Below are 20934 nucleotides of genomic sequence, written 5' to 3'. Positions count from 1 at the left end.
TATAAAATTTTATAGAAAATAGAGCGAGGTATCTCGCTCTATTTTCTTAAATCTAATTTTTCAATAATGGCACGATACCTTTCCATATCTGTTTTCATTAAATAATTTAACAATGCCCTTCTTTGCCCAACCATTTTAAGAAGACCTCTTCTTGAATGATGGTCTTTTTTATGAACTTGCAAATGAGCATTTAAGTTATTTATTCTCTCGGTTAAAAGGGCAATTTGAACTTCTGGAGAACCTGTGTCAGTATCATGGCGTTTAAACTTATTGATTATTTCAGCTTTTTTCTCTTTGTCTAGCACTTTTTTCACCTCCATCTTTTAGAATACGCCTTACGCGTAGAATACCGCCGGAGATACGGTATTCTACGCGTAAGGTAAATTCGCTATTTTATTTTATCACATAATGTTTATGTTGTAAAATATTTTTAAAGTTTTTAGCATAATTAATATCTTTAAAAACTTGTTGTTGTAAAGCTTCTACGTTTTGAAATTTAATTTCATCTCTTATTCTTGTGATAAATTCGATTTCTAAATATTTATCATATAAATTTTCATTGTAATCTAAAACGTAAGATTCGACAGAAATGTTCGTGCCGCCAAAAGTAGCTTAGAGCCAACATTTGTGACCGCTATATAAAATTTGTCTTCAATTTTTACTCGCGTCACATATACTCCTGTTTTTGGCAAAACTAAATCTTCCGATATTTGTAAATTAGCAGTAGGAAAACCTAATTTTCGCCCAATTTCTTGTCCATGGATCACTTGCCCTTGCAAAGAGAAAAAACGTCCTAATAACTCATTGGCTTTCTCAATTTTACCAGATTTTATTAATTCCCTTATATAGCTGCTGCTTACTACAACACCTTCCCTTATAACTGGAGGGACAACATAAACTTTATATGAATATATTTTGGAATATTTTTTTAATGTATCTACACTCCCTAAAGCTTTGTAACCAAATCTATAATTATATCCTGCCACTGCTATTCTAATGTTTAATAGCTCCACTAAAATTTTTATTATAAATTCTTCAGCGGTTAATTTAGAAAAATTTTCAGTAAAGTCAAAGAATATCCCATAATCAAGGTTAAATTGCTTTAAAATTTCTACCTTTTTTTGATAAGTAGTTATAAGCTCGGATGGCTTGTCAGGAGTTAAAATTTTTGAAGTATGCTGCTTAAATGTGAAAACAGCACTTGTTAAGTTGTTTTTTTTAGAAAGAGATATCGCCTGTTTAATTAATTTCTGGTGACCTATATGAACCCCATCGAAATTGCCTAAAGCAATTACCTTGGCCTCTTTGCATCTTGATACACTGCTCTCATCAATAATCTGCAAATTACCATTTCCCCCTCAAAGAAGTCTTTTGGGACGGATTTTATTTCTTTCCGAAACTCCAATACCGAGAAACTTGCCATTATTATCATATAATTTCAAAAATGAAGTTTCAATAGAATGTCTATTCGAAATAAATTGACCTTTTAAAATTTTTTCAGCTTCTATTTTGTTTAAGTGTACAGAAGGTAATTTAATAAACTTATCTATTGGCTGTAATGAAGGCTTTTTTTCTTTTATTTCTTCAAGAGTATAAGCATCTTCTATCCTAAAAGCACCAACCTCTGTTCTTATCAACATAGACATATATCCCGGCATGTTTAATTTTTCGCATATATCTCTTACTAAAGCTCTCACATAGGTGCCTTTAGAACATTTCACATCTATCAAAACTTGATAGGGTGACTCATACTCAACTAAGTCAATATTGTATATAGTAACTTCAATAGGTGGGATATCAATTATCTTTCCTTCTCTCGCATATTCATATAATTTTTTTCCTTTTATTTTTTTTGCAGAATATATTGGAGGAATTTGCTTTATCTTTCCTTCAAATTCCCTTAAGACTTGCCTTAATTCTTTCTCCTTTAAAAATCTTACAGGTCCGCTTTTTATAATTTTGCCACTTTTATCTAAAGTATCTGTACTAAACCCAAAAGTTATTTCAAATCTATATCTTTTATCTTGCTCTACCAGGTAAGAGACAAATTTAGTAGCGCCTCCTACGCAGACAGGTAGTACTCCTGCTGCATCTGGGTCTAAAGTTCCTGTATGTCCAACTTTTCGTGTGTTGTAGATTTTTCTGATAAAATCTACAACATCGTGAGAAGTCATACCAGGTGGCTTTAAAATGTTGAGTATTCCCTCCAATTTTTATCCCTCTAATTCTTTGAATATTGCCTGTAAAATTTTTTCTTTGGCTTTTTGAATATTTCCTTTGATGCTACATCCAGCAGCCCTAACATGGCCTCCACCACCAAAAATATTTGCAATTTTATTTACATCTACCTTTTCTTTTGACCTTAAACTAATCTTTATCTCTTCTTCTTTTTCAACTAAAAGTACTGCTACTTCTACCCCTTCAATATTTCTAGCATAGGTGATAATATTTTCTATGTGCGAAAGATTAGTGTCAGTTTCTTCAAAATCCTTTTTTAAAATTTCCATATAAGCAACTTTTCCCTCTTTATACAAGGCTAGGCTATTTAAAGCCCTTCCCAAAAGTTTTGCTTTGTTAAATTTAAGAGTATTAAAAACTTTATCTGCTATTTCTTTAAATTTAGCGCCATTGTTTATTAAGTCCCCGGCTATTTGATGAGTTATAGAAGTAGTTGATTCGTACATAAATCCACCACTATCTGTCAAAATTGCTGTATAAAAGCATGTTGCTATTTCTTCCTCAAATTCTACTCCTAACAATTTAACAATTTGATAGGCTATTTCTGCTGTCGCAGCTGCGTTAGTATCTACATAATTCAATTTGGCATATAAAGTATTTGAAATGTGATGGTCAATATTAATAGTTACAGCAGAAGTTTTTAAAAGTTCTTTGGCATTGCCCAATCTTTCTTCGTCAGCACAGTCAAAAATCAAGACTACGTCTGCCTCTTTATAAAATGGTCTTGATATTTTATCTATACTAGGAACAAAATTGTACATTTCAGGAATTTCATCATCTATGAATGCCTCTACTTCTTTTCCCATTTTTTTTAAAACTTTATACATTCCTGTAACAGTACCTATAGCATCTCCATCAGGTGCTATGTGAGATATTACAATTACACTTTTAGCGTCTTTTATGTGATTTACTGCGTCAATTAATATCAATTACCATCACCCTCTTGCTTATTGAGTTCTTTTAATATTTCAGAAATATGAGCCCCATATTCTATAGAGTGATCTAACTCAAAGATGATTTCAGGAGTATATCTCATTTTTATTCTCCGTCCAATTTCGTGTCTGATATATCCAGCTGCACTTTTCAGCCCTTCAAAAGTTTCACGTTTATCTTCTTCATTTCCGTAAATACTTACATAAACTTTGGCATATCTCAAGTCTTTAGTAAGTTCTATATCAGTTATACTAACCATTGCTTTAATTCTTGGGTCTTTAATTTCTTCTAAAATCATTTTACTTATCTCTTTTTTTATTTCTTCTGAAAGTCGATTATTCCTGTACTGCATTGTATTCATCCTTTCAACGAGGAATTTCTTCCATTTGATAAGCCTCTATTATGTCACCCTCTTTTATGTCGTTGAATTTCTCTATACCTATACCGCATTCAAATCCTTGTTGTACTTCTCTCACATCATCTTTAAATCTCTTTAAAGAAGCAATTTTACCCTCATAGACTACAATACCATTTCTTATTATACGTACATCGGCATTTCTTAAAATTTTACCACTTAACACATAACAGCCAGCTACATTTCCTACACCAGGTACCCTAAAAACGGCCCTAACTTCAGCTCTTCCTAACTCTACTTCTTTATATTTTGGCTCTAACAGACCTTTCATAGCTGCTTTAATATCTTCAATAACATCATATATAATTCGATAAAGCTTTATATCTACCTTTTCTTTTTCTGCAAGATTTTTAGCATTTGTCTCTGGCCTTACATTAAAACCTATTATTATGGCATTAGAAGCTGATGCAAGCATAACATCCGTTTCAGTTATTGCGCCTACTGCTCCGTGAATTACCTTTATTCTAACTTCTTCGTTGCTTAAGTCTTCAATGGATTTCTTTAATGCTTCTACTGAACCTTGAACATCAGCTTTTATGATAATATTTAATTCTTTTACGCTACCTTCCTGTATTTGACTAAATAAGTCCTCTAGTGAAACTTTTTGCTTTCGTTTTAAGTTCCATTTCTTTTTGAAGTTCTTTACGTCTTTCTGCCAATTCTCTTGCTTTTTTTTCTTCCTCTACTACTATGAGCTTATCTCCGGCCTCTGGTACTTCAGAAAAGCCCAAAACCTCCACTGGCGTAGAAGGCCCGGCTTTTTTAATTCTTTTCCCCTTGTCATCAAACATTGCCCTTACTCTTCCATAGGTGGTACCCGCTAAAATAGCATCTCCTATTTGTAAAGTACCATTTTGTACAATTACGGTTGCAACAGGACCTTTTCCTTTTTCTAACTTCGCTTCTATTATAGTACCTCTTGCTGGCTTATTCGGATTAGCTTTTAAATCTTCCATTTCAGCCACCAGCAAAATCATTTCTAAAAGATTATCTATACCTATATTTTTCTTTGCAGAAACAGGTACACAAATTGTATTTCCTCCCCATTCTTCTGGCACTAACCCTAGCTCACTTAGCTCTGTCTTTACCTTATCAGGATTTGCAGTCGGCAAATCTATTTTGTTTATAGCTACAATCATAGGTGCATTGGCAGCTTTCACGTGGTTTATTGCTTCTACTGTTTGAGGCATAACACCATCATCTGCAGCTACGACTAAAACGACAATATCTGTAATGCTGGCTCCTCTTGCTCTCATAGCAGTAAAAGCTTCATGGCCAGGCGTATCTAAAAACACAATTTTTTTGTTATTTACCTCAACTACAGAGGCACCTATATGCTGTGTGATTCCTCCCATTTCTTTCATAGTGACATTTGTATTTCTAATGGCATCTAATAAAGAAGTTTTACCATGGTCCACATGGCCCATTACAGTAACAATAGGTGGACGAGGTTGCAAATCTTTTTCATCATCAGGCGCTTCTTCTAACAACAATTCTAATTCATCTTTTACTTCTTCTTTATCCACCAAAAATCCATATTCTTCAGCAATTTTAGATGCATTTTCAAAATCAATCTGTTGATTTACTGTAACCATTATTCCTTTTGCAATTAACTTTTTAATTATCTCTGTAGGATTGACTTTCATTTTTTCTGCTAACTCTTTTACAGTCAAAAACTCGGGAATAGTGATTATTTTAATTTCGTCCTCTTGTTTTTCCTCTGTTAAAATCACTTTTTTGTTATTCTTCTTATTTTTTTTACCACCTTTTTTGAAACTCTTTTTGTAAGCTCTCTCTTCTTCCAAATCCTCTAAATTATCTTCAAATATATCTTCTTCCTGTTGATTTATTTCATCCGTTTGTTGTGGTTTGTCACTTAGTAAATCCATGATTAAGTCTACTTCTTCATCTTCCAACGTACTCATGTGGTTTTTAACTTTTATATCCAAATCGTTTAATCTGGATATAAGGTCTTTACTAGATAAATTCAATTCTTTTGCTAATTCATAAACTCTTGTTTTAGACATTTTATTCACCTCCATAATTTTCCTCCTTTGCAGCATCTAGTAATACTTTTGCTAATCCCTCGTCTGTAATGCCAATTACCCCGACTATTTCTCTTCCTATCGCTTTTGCCAATAGCTCTTTTGTGGAATATACAATATAGGGGACTTTATTTCGTTCACACATTGTAGCAAACTTTTTAAAAGTATTCTTTGACACGTCAGTGGCCAATACCACTAAAAAGATTTTTTTAAGTTTGAGGTACTTATCCACACTATAATTGCCAGAGACAAGTTTACCGGCTTTTTTACTTAATCCGAGCATAGAATGAAATCTGTCATTCTTCATCCACTATCTCCCTCTTTAATTGTTCGTAAATTTCATCAGAAATTGGTACTTCTAGAGCTTTTTCTAATCTTCTATTTTTAAAAGCTTTTTCAAGACAATTTATATCTTTGCAAATATAGCAACCTCTTCCCGGTACTTTTCCTGTTAAATCTACCTGTACAATTGAATCTTTTGCTCGTCTTACAATGCGTATTAATTCCTTTTTCGGTTTCATCTGCTGACAGCCTAAGCACATTCTCATTGGAACCTTTTTGGTCTTCATCTTTTCACCTCACCTAACTTTTTACCATTGATTCACTTTTTATGTCTATTTTCCAACCTGTGAGCTTTGCCGCCAGCCTAGCATTTTGTCCTTCTTTTCCAATTGCTAAAGAAAGTTGGTAATCAGGCACAATTACTCTTGCTACTTTTTCTTTCTCATCTAAAATTTCTATACTTAACGCTCTTGCTGGACTTAAAGCATTTATTATGAATTCCTGAGGTTTTGAACTCCACTTGACTATATCTATTTTTTCTCCCTTTAGTTCATTGACAACAGCTTGTACTCTTGCTCCTTTATATCCAACACAAGCTCCTACAGGGTCTACATTTTCATCTCTGCTAAAAACCGCCATTTTTGTCCGTGAACCAGCTTCTCGGGCAATGCTCCGGATTTCAACTATTCCTTGTTGAATTTCAGGTGACTCCAATTCAAATAATCTTTTTACAAGTCCTGGATGTGAACGAGAAATCAAAATTTGAGGGCCTTTAGTAGTCTTTTTTACTTCTACAATATACACTTTAACTCTGTCACCTGGTGCAAAAGTCTCCCCTGGAATTTGTTCTGCTGGGCCTAGTATTGCTTCCACTCGGCCTAAATTAATGAGTACATTTTTTTTATCTGCTCGGGTTACAATCCCTGTTATTACTTCTGTTTCTTTGCTCAAAAATTCTTCATAAATCACATTTCTTTCTGCTTCTCTAATCCGTTGAATCACAACTTGTTTTGCGGTTTGCGCTGCAATCCTGCCAAAATTTTTTGGCGTTACTTCTATATCAACTATATCTCCTATTTGATATTTTTTGTTTATTTTTCTCGCTTCTTCTAAACTTATTTCTAAGAGGTCATTGTAAACCTCTTCCACCACTGTTTTTTGTGCATAAACTTTTACATCACCTGTTTCTCTATCCATCACAATTTTAGCATTTTGCGAAGACCCATAATTCTTTTTATAAGCAGAAACTAAGGCAGCTTCTATCGCTTCAAACATTGTATCTTTTGGTATTCCTTTTTCTTCACAGATCGAATTTAAAGCTTCTATGAATTCTGTGTTCATTATTATTTCCCCTCCTTAATTTTAAAACTTTATTACTGGTTTAACAAGACTTACATTCTTCATATCAAATTCCTTTCTTTCACCGTTATAGAGAATAATTATTTTATCTCCAGTAAACTCTATAAGTTCCCCTTCAAACTTTTTCCTTTTATCAATAGGAGAATATAGGGATATTTCTATTTCTTTTCCGATATTTCTTTCAAAATCTCGTGGTTTTTTAAGAGGTCTATCCAAACCTGGAGAAGATACTTCTAAAATATAGCTATGTTCTATTGGATCTACTTCATCTAATCTATCGCTTAAATATTCACTAACCAATTGACAATCATCTAAAGTAATCCCCCCTTCTTTATCTATATAAACTCTCAAATACCAGTTATTCCCTTCCTTTTTGTATTCTACATCTACTAGCTCAAAATTATTTTTTTCTAAAATAGGCGTTACTAAGTCCTTTGCAATTTGTTCTATCTTGGACATCCTATTCTCCTCCTAAAATTTTCTATTTTTGTTATATAAACTTATATAAACTAAAGAGTGGGGAACCCCACTCTTTTTTGCAAAAACTCTATGTTGACATAACAATTATAACATACACCTTTTGCCAACGCAACACTAAAATAAACTTAATTGATTAGATTCTGGCAAATCATTTAAGCAGCCATATTTTCTTAATATTTCTATAACTGTTTTACTGACCTTTGTTCTGTTTCTAAAATCTTCAACAGATAGAAATTTACCATTTTCTCTTTCTTGTGCAATTGTTTTGGCCGCTTGTATTCCTACACCTTCTAAAGAATTAAGAGGTGGCAATATTCCTTCATTAGTAATCAAAAATTTGACTGCATCAGATTTATATAAGTCTACATTTATAAACTTAAATCCTCTTAGGTACATCTCTAAAGCTACTTCTAATACTGTTAAAAGGCTTTTTTCTTTAGGACTAGCATTATTTCCTTTCGCTTCTATCTCTTTTATAGCATTTTTATGCTGTCTTTCCCTTTTAATACAATATCCAAATTAAAGTCATCTGCTCTAACAGTAAAGTATGTAGCATAAAAGGCTTCTGGATAATGAACTTTAAAATAAGCAATTCGAAATGCCATTATTACATATGCCACAGCATGGGCTTTAGGAAACATATATTTTATTTTTTGGCAAGACTCAATAAACCAATTTGGAACACCGTGTTTTTTCATTTCCTCTATTTCTTCTGGCGTCACACCTTTGCCCTTTCTTACATTTTCCATTATTTTGAAGGATAATTTTTTATCCATACCTTTGCTTATCAGATAAAGCATTATATCATCTCTTGTAGATATTACTTCTTTTAATGTAGCTATTCCTTCTCTTATTATGTCCTGAGCATTGTTAAGCCATACATCAGTGCCGTGAGAAAGTCCGCTTATGCGTACTAGTTCTGCAAAAGTAGTAGGACGAGTCTCAATAAGCATCTGTCTTACAAACTTCGTTCCGAACTCAGGCAATCCCAAAGTACCCACAGGAGTATTTAGTTCTTCAGGGTCTATTCCCAATGCTTCTACGCTGGTGAATAAGCTCATAGTTTTCTTATCATCCAAAGGAATCTCTCTTGCATTAACGCCGGTTAAATCTTCAAGCATTCTGATAACTGTAGGGTCATCATGCCCTAAAATATCCAGTTTTAAAAGCCTTCCGCTTATTGAATGGTAATCAAAATGAGTCGTTATAACATCAGTGTCTTCTGCATCTGCAGGATGCTGTATTGGAGTAAAGTCGTAAATGCTCTTGTCCTTTGGCACTACCATTATTCCACCTGGATGTTGTCCTGTAGTTCTTTTTACCCCTGTGCATCCCATAGTAAGCCTTTTGATTTCTGACTTATGAACTACTAAACTACGCTCTTCAAAATATTTTTTCACAAATCCATAAGCAGTTTTATCTGCTAAAGTTCCAATAGTACCTGCTCTAAAAACGTGTCCTTTTCCAAAAAGTTCTTCTGTATACTTATGAGCAATAGGTTGGTATTCTCCAGAAAAATTGAGGTCAATATCGGGTTCTTTATCTCCTTCAAACCCTAAAAACACTTCAAAGGGTATATCAAAGCCATCCTTCTTCATCAAAGTACCACAGTGAGGACAAATTTTGTCCGGCATGTCCACACCACAACCATAGCTTCCATCAGTTATAAACTCGGAATACTTGCAATTTGGACAAACATAATGAGGAGGCAGTGGATTAACTTCTGTTATTCCACTCATAGTAGCCACTAAAGAAGAGCCTACAGAACCTCTAGAGCCAACCAAATACCCATCTTTTAAAGACTTAGACACTAATTTCTGAGCTATAATATACATGACTGCATATCCATTGTTAATTATAGAATTTAATTCTCTATCCAAGCGATTTTGTACTATTTCTGGCAAGGGGTCGCCGTATATTTCATGAGCCTTATCTAAAGTAAGCTTCCTTAATTCTTCTTCAGCTCCTTCTATTACGGGAGGGAATGTTCCATCTGGTATGGGTTTTACTTCTTCTATAAGGTCAGCAATTTTATTAGGATTATCAATTACAATCTCTTTCGCTACTTCTTCTCCTAAATATTCAAATTCTTTTAGCATCTCATCGGTTGTTTTAAAATAAAGAGGCGGCTGCCTATCTGCATCCTTATATCCTTTTCCTGCCATTAAAATTTTTCTGTATATATCATCCCACGGATCTAAAAAGTGTACATCTCCCGTTGCTACCACTAATTTATTGTATTTTTTACCTAAAAGATAAATTCTTCTATTTATTTCTTTTAATTCTTCTACGCTTTTTATTTCTCCTTTTTCAATTAAAAACTCATTATTTCCCACAGGTTGTACTTCTAAATAATCGTAAAAAGAAATAATATTCTCTAGTTTCTTTTCCTCTAAATTAGATAAAATCGCCCTAAAAACTTCCCCTTGTTCGCAAGCAGAACCAATGATAAGACCTTCTCTCATACTAATAAGTAAACTTTTGGGGATACGAGGTGTTCTATGGAAATATTCTAAATTAGATTTAGAGATTATTTCGTATAAATTTCTCAATCCTCTTTGGTCTTTTACCAAAATTGTAACATGGTAGACAGGCAATTTCTTTATATCAACTTCACTTTCTCTCAATATATCATTTATATCTTTCACCTTTTTTGCTCCTAATTCTTTTAATCTATCGATAGTTTTTATAAATATTTCAGCAGTAGCTCTGGCATCGTCTACCGCTCTGTGGTGGTGTTCCAGTTTTACCTGTAAGTGTTCAGCCAAAGTATCTAGTTTGTAATTTTTCAAATCTTTATATAAATGCCTACTTAGTTCTAAGGTATCTAAAACCGTATTGTTCACATTTAAATTAAATTTTTTAGCTTTAGATTTTATAAAAGACACATCAAAATTTGCATTATGAGCCACTAAAACACTGTTAGAAGAAAACTCCAAAAATTTAGGTAATATTTCTTCTATAGAAGGAGCATCTTTAACCATAGATTCGTCAATTCCAGTCAGTTTTGTTATAAAAGAAGAAATAGGAATTTTGGGATTAACAAAGGTTTCAAAGGTATCTATTATTTTGCCTTCTTTTATTTTTACTGCACCAATTTCGATTATTTCATCATTTATATTAGAAAGACCAGTCGTCTCTATATCAAAAACAGTAAACTCATCATCTAAGGTAGAGTCTGTATCTCCCATTACAATAGGTACACCATCATCCACTAAATAGCCTTCTACACCGTATATGACTTTTACTCCATATTTATAGGAGCTTCCATCGCTTCTGGATATGCCTGTACAACTGCATGGTCTGTTATAGCAATAGCTTTGTGTCCCCATTTTGCTGCTCTTTTAATCACTTCTGTTGCAGAGGCTACCGCATCCATACTGCTCATTTGAGTGTGTAAGTGAAGCTCTACTCTTTTTTTCTCACTTAAATCTTTTCTCTCTTTTGGGGATATCAGCTGCAGGTCTTTTAAACTTATTACTAAATCTCCTTCATATTTATCGTAGAAAACTTTCCCCCTTAACTTTACAAAACTGCCTACTTGGATACTCTCTTTTAAAGAATTATACTTTTCCTCAGTTAAAAAGGCTTTTACAAGTATTGATGAAGTATAATCAGTTATATCAAAAGTCATTAAAATTTTAGATTTTAATTCCCTAAATTCGAGAGAAAAGATTTCACCCTCAATTATTGCTTCTTCTATTTCTGCAGTAATATTTTTAATAGATATCGCTTCAGCTTTTATTTCTTTTCCTAGAAGTATTTGGGAATGTCCTTTGTCCTCCCTTTCAGTTGTATTGACATCTTGTTGTTTATGACCATTTTTAGTAATTTCTTCAATGACTTTTATATCTTCCTCCCTTATGATTTTCCCCATTGTGTCTTGGAGTTCCTGTAAAAAGATCACATTTATTTCTGTTTCAATTCCATATTTATCCTTTAAAAATTTCCTAAGAGCATAGTCAATTCTATTGCTCTTTATAATTGGTAGACTACTTCATTAGGAGCTTTAATTATTATCTTTTGATCTTCTGCCACTACCTCACAAGTTTTTAAAAAACCAAGAGAAGCCGGATGTTCTTCACTCAGTTTTAAAATTATTTCTTCAAAATTATCCATTATGTCCTGAAGGCAATTATATTTCTCTTCCCTTTCTACTACAACTTCCACATCTTTAATCAAAGGGAATTTATTAAGCAAAAAATCCTGAAATTTTCTAAACTGTGAATTTGCATTATTGTTAGAGGATACACTTACAATTAATTTTCTCTCTTTTTTTAGCAGTTTTACTTTTTTTATTTCAAATTCCTGCAGAAATAATGCTGGAATCATAAAATCCCTCTTTCTAAATCCCCATTTTTAAAATATCAAAATACATTTTCAATCTCGCATAAAATCCTTTTATTAATCCCAGCTTTTCTTCCTTCATGACATGACTTAGATTCTCAAGAGGCACATTCACTACTCTAAGCTTGTTCTTTTTGGCGTGTTTATTTAACGCAATTTCTACTCCAAACTTGCTGATTTCCATCTTTTCAATGTTTTCTAAAAACTGCCTTTTTATTGCCCTTTGGCCTGACAAAAAGGGTGCTACTTTCTGTGCAAAATCTGTAGATTTCCTTCCACCGGAAAAAATTCCAATTGTCATATCTGCTTCATCCTTTAATACAGGAGATACGAGATTTACAAAATGTTTTTCAGTAAGTCCAATCAAATCGGCATCTAACATGACGATAATGTCGCCTTTAGCATTATCTATTCCTGCTTTTAATGCTTTCCCCTTACCTTGATTTTTCGGCAAATCTACTAGCTTTACATCGTGTTTTAAGGCTTGCTCTTTTGTATCATCCGTAGAACCATCATTTACAACTATGATTTCATCAATCATGTCTATTGTTTCTAAGACTGACAAAACTCTCCCAATATTTTTTCCTTCATTAAAAGCTGGGATTACAACAGAAATCATTAAGAATCCTCCTCGAGTAATTTTTCAATTTCTTTCGTCAATTCTTCTATTAATTCTTCTTCTTTAACTTTTTTATAAACTTTTCCTTTTTTGAAAATAACTCCTTCTCCATCTCCTCCTGCTATACCTATATCAGCTTCTTTTGCTTCCCCTGGTCCGTTTACAACACATCCCATAACAGCAACTTGTAAGGCTTTTTAATATGCCTTGTTCTTTTTTCTACTTCTTGTGCTAATTTTATTAAGTCAATTTTTGTTCTACCGCAGGTAGGGCAGGAAATGACTTCGACTCCTTCTTTTAAAAGACCTAAAGAACGTAAAATCTGTCTCCCTACTCTCACCTCATGGACTGGATCACCCGTTAAAGAAACTCTTATCGTATCTCCTATTCCTAAATAAAGCAATGTTCCTATTCCTATAGCAGATTTTATAGTGCCAGCTTCAATAGTTCCCGCCTCTGTTATACCTACGTGTAACGGATAATCTACTTTTGAAGAAGCAAGTTTATAGGCCTCTATAGTAAGAGGTACATTTGGAGTTTTTAGCGAAATAACTATATCATAAAAGCCCAACTTTTCTAAAATTAAAACGCTTTTTAAGGCGCTTTCCACAACTGCTTCGGCAGTTATTCCCTTGTATTTATATAATATTTCTTTTTCTAAAGAGCCAGAATTTACGCCTATTCTAATAGGAATACCTCTTTCTTTTGCTATTTCTACCACTTTTTTGATATTTTCTTCTCTTCCTATGTTTCCAGGATTAATTCTTATCTTGTCTGCTCCATTTTCAATTGATTTTATAGCTAACCGATAATCAAAATGAATATCTGCTACCAAAGGAATATTTATATTTTTCTTTATTTCTTTTATTGCTTCAGCTGCTTCCATATCCGGAACAGCAACTCTTATAATATCGCAGCCTTCAGCTTCTAGTCTTCTTATCTGCTCTATTGTTTTTTCAATATCGTGGGTATCCGTGTTAGTCATAGACTGAACCAAAATTGGATTATTTCCACCAATCTTTTTATTTCCTATTTTCACTTCTCGAGTAATTTTCCTCATTTTTTTCACCTTTTAAAAAATACGTAAAATATCCCTATAGGTTACAAAAATAAGCAATGCAATCAACAGTAAAAAACCCAAATAATGGATATAGCCTTCTTTTTCAGGTGGTAAGGGTTTCCCTCTTATTGCCTCTGCTAATACAAACAAAATCCTTCCGCCATCTAAAGCCGGCAAAGGCAATAGATTAAAAAGGCCTAAATTTACGCTTATAAGAGCAGAAAAAGCCAGTAAATTCATAACACCTGTTTTGGCGACAGTTCCTACCGCTTGAACAATTCCCACAGGTCCCATAATATCATTGACAGAAACTTTTCCGGTTACTAGCATTACAAGAAACAAAATAATGAGTTTAGAAAAATATATAGTCTGACTAATGGCAGTTTTAATGGCAAGAGATATAGAACGCTTATGCGCTGGGATAATCCCTATCATTACTTTTGAAGCCTCTTTATCAAAACCGGTTTTACTTGTTTTTGTAAAATTTCATTTCCTCTTTGAACTTCAATTGTCAATGTTTCTCCTTTACTTGAGCTTATAGCTTTTTCTAACTCCTCCCATGTATTTATCTTTGTATTATTTACCATTACAATTTTGTCCCCAGGCAATTCCTGCTTTTTCAGCGGGATAGCCTTCCATTACAGATTTTATTTGGGGAATAGGCCTACCTATGCTAAAAAATACAATAAAAAGCAATAAAAAAGCTAATAATATATTCATTAAAGGACCTGCAGCAAAGACAGCTAACCTTACAGGCCAAGGTTTATTTACTATAGCCCGCGGGTCATTAGATTTTTCATCTTCACCTTCTAAAGCAACATAACCACCGAATAGCAATGCTCTAAAAGAATACTCTGTTTCTCCGTATTTCTTTTTCAAAGTCGTGGACCAAAGCCAATAGAAAATTCATTTACTCTAGATCCAGAAAGTTTTGCAACGATAAAATGTCCAAATTCGTGAAACATTACTAAAACGCTTAAAACAATTATACTAATCAATATTGTCAAAATATATCACCTCATATATCTTTTTGCTATTTTTTCCTTAACCTCTTTATCCACATTTATTATATCATCTAAAGTGGGATTTTGTATATTATTATGTTCTTTCATACTCTCCTCTATAATTTCAGCTATTTGTAAAAATTCTATTTTTTTATTTAAAAACAAAGACACAGCTATCTCATCAGCTGCATTTAATACGGTAGTCATAGTTCCTCCAATTTTTAAAGCCTCATATGCTAACGACAAACATCTAAAAGTTTCTAAATCGGGTTTTTCAAAAGTTAATTGGGTTATAACAGAAAAATCCAAAAACTTTACTTCTTTTATGTAGTTACGAGTAGGATAATTTAAGGCATACTGAATGGGTATCCTCATATCGGCAGTAGCCAGTTGTGCAATTATGCTGCCATCTATATATTCTACCATTGAATGAATTATACTTTGAGGATGTACAACAACATCAATTTTATCTTCAGAAATATCAAATAGCCATTTTGCCTCAATTACTTCAAACCCTTTATTCATTAAAGTAGCAGAATCTATTGTGATTTTTTTACCCATTTTCCAATTTGGATGGTTCAGAGCCTGTTCTACGGTCACTTTCTTCAAAGCCTCTTTTTTCTTGCCTCTAAAAGGGCCACCAGAAGCTGTTAAAATCAACCTCGATATTTCTTTTCGGTCATTTCCTTTTAAACATTGAAGTATAGCGGAATGCTCACTATCTATAGGTAAAAGCCTTATGCCTTTCTTTTTGGCTAAATCCATTACGATTTGTCCAGCTGTTACAAGTACTTCTTTATTTGCTAAAGCAATATCTTTTCCTGTCTGGATGGCTGTAATTGTTGGAAGAAGTCCGGCAATTCCTTCTACCGCTATCACCACTAAATCCGCATCATATTTTACAATTTCTTGAAGCCCTTTGCTGCCAGTCAGAATTTCGATATTTTCCTCTAGTTTTTCACGTAATTGATTAGCTTTATCTTCATCTTTTACTGCCACAACTCTAGGATTAAATTCTCTAATTTGTTTAGATAAAAGTTCTACATTGTTATAAGCTGTAAGTCCAACAATCTCAAAATTTTCTCTAAAATTTTTATTACATCTAAGGTTTGTGTACCAATAGAACCAGTTGAGCCGAGAATTATCACTTTTTTCATGAAACGCATTCCTTTCTAAATTATGTATTGAAAAATAAAGTAGATAAAAGGTGAAACAAATAAAATACTGTCAAATCTATCTAAAATTCCTCCATGGCCGGGAATAGTATTTCCAAAGTCTTTAATGTAACAATTTCTTTTTATAAAAGAAGCGATTAAATCTCCACATTGAGCAATTATACTCCCCAATAAACCTATAATCATAGAAAGATATATAGTAACATTTGATTGAGGAAATAACCAAACAAATATAGCAGAGGTAATGATAGAACCTATAATTCCTCCAACAGCTCCTTCTATTGTCTTTTTGGGGCTTATTGTAGGAGCAAGTTTGTGATTTCCAAAAAATCTACCTGTAAAATATGCAAAAGTATCCGTCATCCACGATACTATAAAAACAAACCATACTATATAAATTCCTTCAGGCATTTCTCTAAGTTTTGTATGTACAAAAAGAAAAGAGGTATATAAATGATTCCCAATAAAGTCAGCGCATAATCTTTAAGATTATACTTTTTATTAGTCAAAAATAGTAAAAAAAGCATCATTGCAATTATCACCAATATCTCTCTTTCTGCTATTTTACCTTCTAAAAGATACAAAAGAATTGCTGACAGATATCCAAAAATTTTCACAGGCCGTATCCCAAGATTTTTTGTAGCATTATAAAACTCATTAAGCCCTAATATGCTTATTAACACTAACGCAATTGTAAGAAATGTTCCCCCTTTTATCATAATGAAAAACAAAATTGGCAAACCAATTATCGCACTTATAACCCTTGTTTTTAACATATTTATGTACCACTCCTTACTATACTCCCCCAAATCTTCTTTGGCGAGTTTGGTAATATAATATCGCTTTAATAAGATGCTCTTTTTTAAAATCCGGCCACAATACCTCTGTAAACCAAAATTCAGAATAAGCCGATTGCCATAATAAAAAGTTGCTCAATCTCTTTTCACCGCTTGTCCTTATTATAAGGTCTGGATCTGGCTGATTTTTTGTATACAAATTATCACTTATAGTTTGTTCTGTAATTCCCTCAATGGTTAGTTCTTTATTCAAAACCTTTGTACAAATTTTTTTGACAGCCTTTACAATTTCATCTCTTCCCCCATAATTTAATGCTATATTAAGAACAAGGCCAAAATTGTTTTTTGTTATATTTTGTGCCCGCTCTATTTCAGTTTTACACCCCTGTGGCAAAACAGAAATATCCCCTATGAAGTTAATCAACACATTATTTTTGTTTAATTCATCTACTTCTTTTGAAAGGTACTCAACGAGTAAATCCATTAAAAAATTTACTTCTTCTTTAGGTCTTTTCCAGTTTTCAGTTGAAAAGGCATACAAAGTTAAATATTTTATTCCTAATTCTCTACAGGCTTTTACAACCTCTCTTACAGCATTAACTCCAGCTTTATGGCCATAAAATCTCATCATTCCCTTTTTTTGAGCCATCTCCCATTTCCATCCATGATAATACCTATGTGAGTAGGTAGTTTATTTTTATCAATTTTTCCGGTTAATTCTTTATTTTTTTGTTTAAAAAATGCCATTTATTTTCCTCCTCATTTTTAAGGTCCCCCTCACCAGAGGGGGATTAAACTCTAACAACAGTAATTTCAAGAATATCTTTTTGTTTTTTTATTCTGGCGACTTTTAACCAGTAACCTTTATATTTAAAAATAGATTTTGTTTCTACGATGTTAATTTTTAAATCCTTTGGTATCTTTTCTATAACTTTATGTAAATCCATTCCTATAAAATTGTAATAATTCATCAAATTTCCATTATCTCCTTTTCTTTAGTCTCCGCTATTTTATCTATTTCTTTTATATATTTATCAGTTAATTTTTGAATTTCTTCTTCTCTCTTTTTTCTTTCATCTTCAGAAATTTCGCCGTTTTTTTCCATCTTCTTCACAGTATCATTAGCATCTCTCCTGATTTGTCTTACTGCTACTTTTGCCTCTTCTGCTTTTTTGTAAACCAATTTTACCAATTCTTTTCTTCTTTCTTCAGTCAATTCGGGAAAAACCAATCTTAATACTTTACCGTCTGAAACTGGATTAATTCCTAAATCTGATTTTTGTATTGCTTTTTCAATGTCACTTATTTTCGAAACATCCCACGGTTGCACTACCAAAACTCTTGCCTCGGGAGCTGTAATGGTAGCTAATCTGTTAAGAGGAGTTGGAGTGCCATAATAATCAACCATAATTCGGTCAAGCAATGCAGGATTTGCTCTTCCCGCTCTTATAGCAGCTAATTCGTTTTTTAAAACGCTCAAAGATTTTTGCATTTTTTCTTCGCTAGCTTTTAAATAATCACTCATACTTAAACCTCCTTTACTATTGTACCAATATCTTTTCCTGTTACTACCTTCTTTATGTTTCCGTAAGTAGTAAGGTCAAAAACTATGATTGGTATTTTATTGTCCATACATAAAGAAGTTGCTGTTGAATCCATTACTCCTAAACCTTTGTTTAAAACATCTAAATAAGACAATTCCTTAAATTTTACAGCGTCTTTGTATTTATTTGGGTCTTTGTCATAAACTCCATCTACTTTTTTAGCTAATAATATAACCTCAGCATCTATTTCTGCTGCTCTTAATGAAGCAGCAGTATCAGTTGAAAAGAAGGGATTCCCTGTCCCAGCAGCAAATATAACAACCCGTCCTTTTTCTAAATGTCTTATTGCTCTTCGACGTATATAAGGCTCTGCAATTGCCCTCATCTCAATAGCAGTCTGAACTCTTGTAGGAACTCCCCGTTGCTCTAAAGCATCTTGCAGTGCAAGCGCATTAATTACAGTCGCAAGCATTCCCATGTGGTCTGCAGTAGTTCTGTCCATCCCAATGCCTTCTCTTCCGCGCCATATATTTCCTCCACCAACTACAAGGCCAATTTGGACCCCCATTTCTTTCACTTCTTTTATTTCGTCTGCTATTTTGTTTACAGTGTTAAAATCAATACCAAAACCTTTTTCTCCCGCTAATGCTTCTCCTGAGATTTTCAGAACCACTCGCTTGTAAACAACTGACGACACATTAACACCCCATTCTTATAAGTTCTATAAAAAATTTTGAAAATCCTTCTTAATTTTTTAAGTAATTTGTAAAAAGGGACACAACCGTGTCCCTTTTTGGTTGCCTATTTAATTTTATTACTCATTCGAGGAAGTTTCAATACCTTCTCCTCTTTCAAATCTGACAAATCTTCTTATTACAATGTTTTCTCCTAATTTTGCAATCGTCTCATTTAATAGATCTTGCACTGTTTTTTCTGGGTCTCTAATGTATTGTTGCTCTAGCAAACAATTTTCCTTGTAAAATTTTTCAATACGTCCTTCAACTATTTTTTCTACAACATTTTGCGGTTTCCCTTCATTTAACGCTTGTGCTTTCAAAATTTCCTTTTCTTTTTCCAAAACAGCTTGTGGTACATCTTCGCGAGAAATATAACTTGGATTTGCGGCAGCTATTTGCATGCATATTTCCTTAACAAAATTTTTAAATTCACCAGTATTTGCAACAAAATCCGTTTCACAATTTACTTCTACTAAAACCCCTATTCTTCCACCACCATGTATGTAAGCATCAACTAAACCTTCATTAGCAACTCTACCTGCTTTTTTAGCAGCAGCAGCCAATCCCTTCTCTCTTAAAATATCTATGGCCTTTTCCATATCTCCATTTGCTTCCATTAAAGCTTTTTTACAATCCATCATTCCAGCGCCGGTTCGTTCTCTTAATTCCTTTACAGCTTGTGCTGATATCATTAGAAAAACCTCCTTAAATTATGATATATGATATACAATAGTGGTAAGGAGCTTTGCTTTTTCCTTACCACTAGACAAAAATTTTCACTCTTCAGCGGCAGCAAATTGTTCCCCTTGATTGCCTTCAATCACTGCATCTGCAATCTTGGAAGTAATAAGCTTGACAGCTCTTATAGCATCATCATTTCCTGGAATAGGATAGTCGATTAGATCAGGATCGCAATTGGTATCCACAATAGCTACAATTGGTATTTCCAAACTTCGGGCTTCCGCAACAGCAATAGCTTCTTTTTTAGGGTCAACTATGAATAAAGCCGAAGGCAGAGATTGCATATTCTCTATTCCACCCAAAAATTTCTGCAATCTTTCTTTTTCTTTTCTAAGTTTTATTACCTCTTTTTTAGGAAGAACATCAAAAGTCCCGTCTTCTTCCATTTTTTTAAGTTCTTTTAAACGTTGAATTCGTCCTTTAATTGTTTTAAAATTAGTAAGAGTTCCACCTAACCACCTTTGGTTTACATAAAACATACCGCATCTTTCTGCTTCTTCCCGAATGGAATCCTGGGCTTGCTTTTTGGTCCCAACAAAAAGAATGGTGCCCCCTTCCATGACCAACCCTTTGACAAATTCATAAGCTTGTTCTAGTTTTTCTACCGTTTGTTGTAAATCAATGATGTAAATTCCATTTCTTTCTGTAAAAATATAAGGAGCCATTTTAGGGTTCCATCTTCTTGTTTGATGACCAAAATGTACCCCTGCCTCTAATAACTGCTTCATTGAAATTACCGACATACATGCACCTCCTATGGTTATTCCTCCGCCTAAATCCTCTTGCAAAAAGACCTTTCAGGCACCCTTTTTGCAATCATTAGGCGTGTGTAATTCACTGACAATGAATACTATATTATATATTTTGCTAAATGTCAATATATTATCACACTTTTATGTCTATATGACCCATTGTTTTTTTATTTTTTTTATCTGGATTTTTCTCTTGCTTATTTTTTTGTTCAGAGTTTTGCCTCTCTTTTATAAGCGTTTTTTCTGTTTTTTCAAGTTCATTAGGCTTTGTCTTCTTTATTTCATTTTCTTTATTAGATGAAATTGCTATTTGCTGAGAATAAATGACAGGCTTTTGAAGGTCAATTTGTTTCAAATTTCCTACCTCTACAGCACGAGGTAGAATAGTTTTTAAATCAATAGGGGT

At 33.2% G+C, this 20934-nt stretch carries 15 protein-coding genes and 8 pseudogenes; all 23 read right to left on the bottom strand.

The window, feature by feature from the left end; translation table 11 throughout:
• Positions 1-38: 38 nt before the first annotated feature.
• The 23 genes and pseudogenes from rpsO to JCM7501_RS02935 all read right to left on the bottom strand — a co-directional run bounded on the left by rpsO (position 39) and on the right by JCM7501_RS02935 (position 20883).
• Positions 39-305: a 30S ribosomal protein S15 gene (gene rpsO, locus JCM7501_RS03045; protein WP_012995240.1), complete on the bottom strand. Its 267-nt coding sequence runs from the start codon at positions 303-305 to the stop codon at positions 39-41.
• A gap of 88 nt (positions 306-393) precedes the next feature.
• Positions 394-1343: pseudogene (locus JCM7501_RS03040) on the bottom strand (bifunctional riboflavin kinase/FAD synthetase).
• 15 nt (positions 1344-1358) lie between these two features.
• Entirely contained in the window at positions 1359-2210 is an 852-nt protein-coding gene (truB, locus tag JCM7501_RS03035) for a tRNA pseudouridine(55) synthase TruB (protein WP_012995242.1), read from the bottom strand.
• A gap of 3 nt (positions 2211-2213) precedes the next feature.
• Positions 2214-3167, bottom strand: a complete 954-nt coding sequence (locus JCM7501_RS03030) for a DHH family phosphoesterase (RefSeq protein ID WP_028991717.1) — start codon at positions 3165-3167, stop codon at positions 2214-2216.
• The gene (gene rbfA, locus JCM7501_RS03025) at positions 3164-3523 is read right to left on the bottom strand and encodes a 30S ribosome-binding factor RbfA (protein WP_012269355.1); all 360 of its coding nucleotides are present in this window, start codon (positions 3521-3523) and stop codon (positions 3164-3166) included. Before rbfA ends, JCM7501_RS03030 begins: the two co-directional genes overlap by 4 nt.
• Positions 3524-3536: 13 nt before the next feature.
• A pseudogene (gene infB / locus JCM7501_RS03020) lies at positions 3537-5628 on the bottom strand (translation initiation factor IF-2).
• Positions 5615-5938, bottom strand: a complete 324-nt coding sequence (locus JCM7501_RS03015) for a L7Ae/L30e/S12e/Gadd45 family ribosomal protein (RefSeq protein WP_012995245.1) — start codon at positions 5936-5938, stop codon at positions 5615-5617. Before JCM7501_RS03015 ends, infB begins: the two are co-directional and overlap by 14 nt.
• Positions 5928-6200 carry an RNase P modulator RnpM gene (gene rnpM, locus JCM7501_RS03010; protein ID WP_012995246.1) on the bottom strand — a complete coding sequence of 91 codons (273 nt, stop codon included), beginning with the start codon at positions 6198-6200 and terminating at the stop codon, positions 5928-5930. Before rnpM ends, JCM7501_RS03015 begins: the two co-directional genes overlap by 11 nt.
• 13 nt (positions 6201-6213) lie before the next feature.
• Positions 6214-7254, bottom strand: coding sequence for a transcription termination factor NusA (gene nusA / locus JCM7501_RS03005; protein ID WP_012995247.1), 1041 nt, complete (start codon positions 7252-7254; stop codon positions 6214-6216).
• 21 nt (positions 7255-7275) lie between these two features.
• Positions 7276-7731 carry a ribosome maturation factor RimP gene (gene rimP, locus JCM7501_RS03000; RefSeq protein ID WP_012995248.1) on the bottom strand — a complete coding sequence of 152 codons (456 nt, stop codon included), beginning with the start codon at positions 7729-7731 and terminating at the stop codon, positions 7276-7278.
• Between the two features lie 135 nt (positions 7732-7866).
• Positions 7867-12084 (bottom strand): annotated as a pseudogene (locus tag JCM7501_RS02995) (PolC-type DNA polymerase III).
• 13 nt (positions 12085-12097) lie between these two features.
• Positions 12098-12718, bottom strand: coding sequence for a glycosyltransferase family 2 protein (locus tag JCM7501_RS02990; RefSeq protein WP_028991715.1), 621 nt, complete (start codon positions 12716-12718; stop codon positions 12098-12100).
• A pseudogene (gene ispG, locus JCM7501_RS02985) lies at positions 12718-13778 on the bottom strand (flavodoxin-dependent (E)-4-hydroxy-3-methylbut-2-enyl-diphosphate synthase). The gene JCM7501_RS02990 and the pseudogene ispG overlap by 1 nt, the downstream one beginning before the upstream one ends.
• Before the next feature lie 12 nt (positions 13779-13790).
• Positions 13791-14785 (bottom strand): annotated as a pseudogene (rseP, locus tag JCM7501_RS15750) (RIP metalloprotease RseP).
• A gap of 6 nt (positions 14786-14791) precedes the next feature.
• A pseudogene (locus JCM7501_RS02975) lies at positions 14792-15939 on the bottom strand (1-deoxy-D-xylulose-5-phosphate reductoisomerase).
• 15 nt (positions 15940-15954) lie between these two features.
• Positions 15955-16733, bottom strand: a pseudogene (locus tag JCM7501_RS15745) (phosphatidate cytidylyltransferase).
• 19 nt (positions 16734-16752) lie between these two features.
• Positions 16753-17501 (bottom strand): annotated as a pseudogene (locus JCM7501_RS02965) (isoprenyl transferase).
• A gap of 44 nt (positions 17502-17545) precedes the next feature.
• Complete coding sequence (locus JCM7501_RS02960; RefSeq protein WP_012995256.1) at positions 17546-17725, bottom strand: hypothetical protein; 180 nt, start codon at positions 17723-17725, stop codon at positions 17546-17548.
• The gene (frr, locus tag JCM7501_RS02955) at positions 17725-18279 is read right to left on the bottom strand and encodes a ribosome recycling factor (protein WP_028991708.1); all 555 of its coding nucleotides are present in this window, start codon (positions 18277-18279) and stop codon (positions 17725-17727) included. The genes JCM7501_RS02960 and frr overlap by 1 nt, the downstream gene beginning before the upstream one ends.
• 2 nt (positions 18280-18281) lie before the next feature.
• The gene (gene pyrH, locus JCM7501_RS02950) at positions 18282-18995 is read right to left on the bottom strand and encodes a UMP kinase (protein WP_012995258.1); all 714 of its coding nucleotides are present in this window, start codon (positions 18993-18995) and stop codon (positions 18282-18284) included.
• Between the two features lie 117 nt (positions 18996-19112).
• On the bottom strand, positions 19113-19727 hold the full coding sequence (tsf, locus tag JCM7501_RS02945; RefSeq protein ID WP_013150328.1) for a translation elongation factor Ts: 615 nt from the start codon (positions 19725-19727) through the stop codon (positions 19113-19115).
• Positions 19728-19811: 84 nt separating this feature from the next.
• Positions 19812-20519 carry a 30S ribosomal protein S2 gene (rpsB, locus tag JCM7501_RS02940; RefSeq protein ID WP_012995260.1) on the bottom strand — a complete coding sequence of 236 codons (708 nt, stop codon included), beginning with the start codon at positions 20517-20519 and terminating at the stop codon, positions 19812-19814.
• A 142-nt stretch (positions 20520-20661) separates the two neighbouring features.
• Positions 20662-20883 carry a hypothetical protein gene (locus JCM7501_RS02935; protein WP_256201052.1) on the bottom strand — a complete coding sequence of 74 codons (222 nt, stop codon included), beginning with the start codon at positions 20881-20883 and terminating at the stop codon, positions 20662-20664.
• Between the last annotated feature and the right edge of the window lie 51 nt (positions 20884-20934).

Source organism: Thermoanaerobacter thermocopriae JCM 7501 (assembly GCF_001310975.1).
Classification (GTDB): domain Bacteria; phylum Bacillota; class Thermoanaerobacteria; order Thermoanaerobacterales; family Thermoanaerobacteraceae; genus Thermoanaerobacter; species Thermoanaerobacter thermocopriae.
This window is presented reverse-complemented; position numbering and strand designations above follow the sequence as displayed.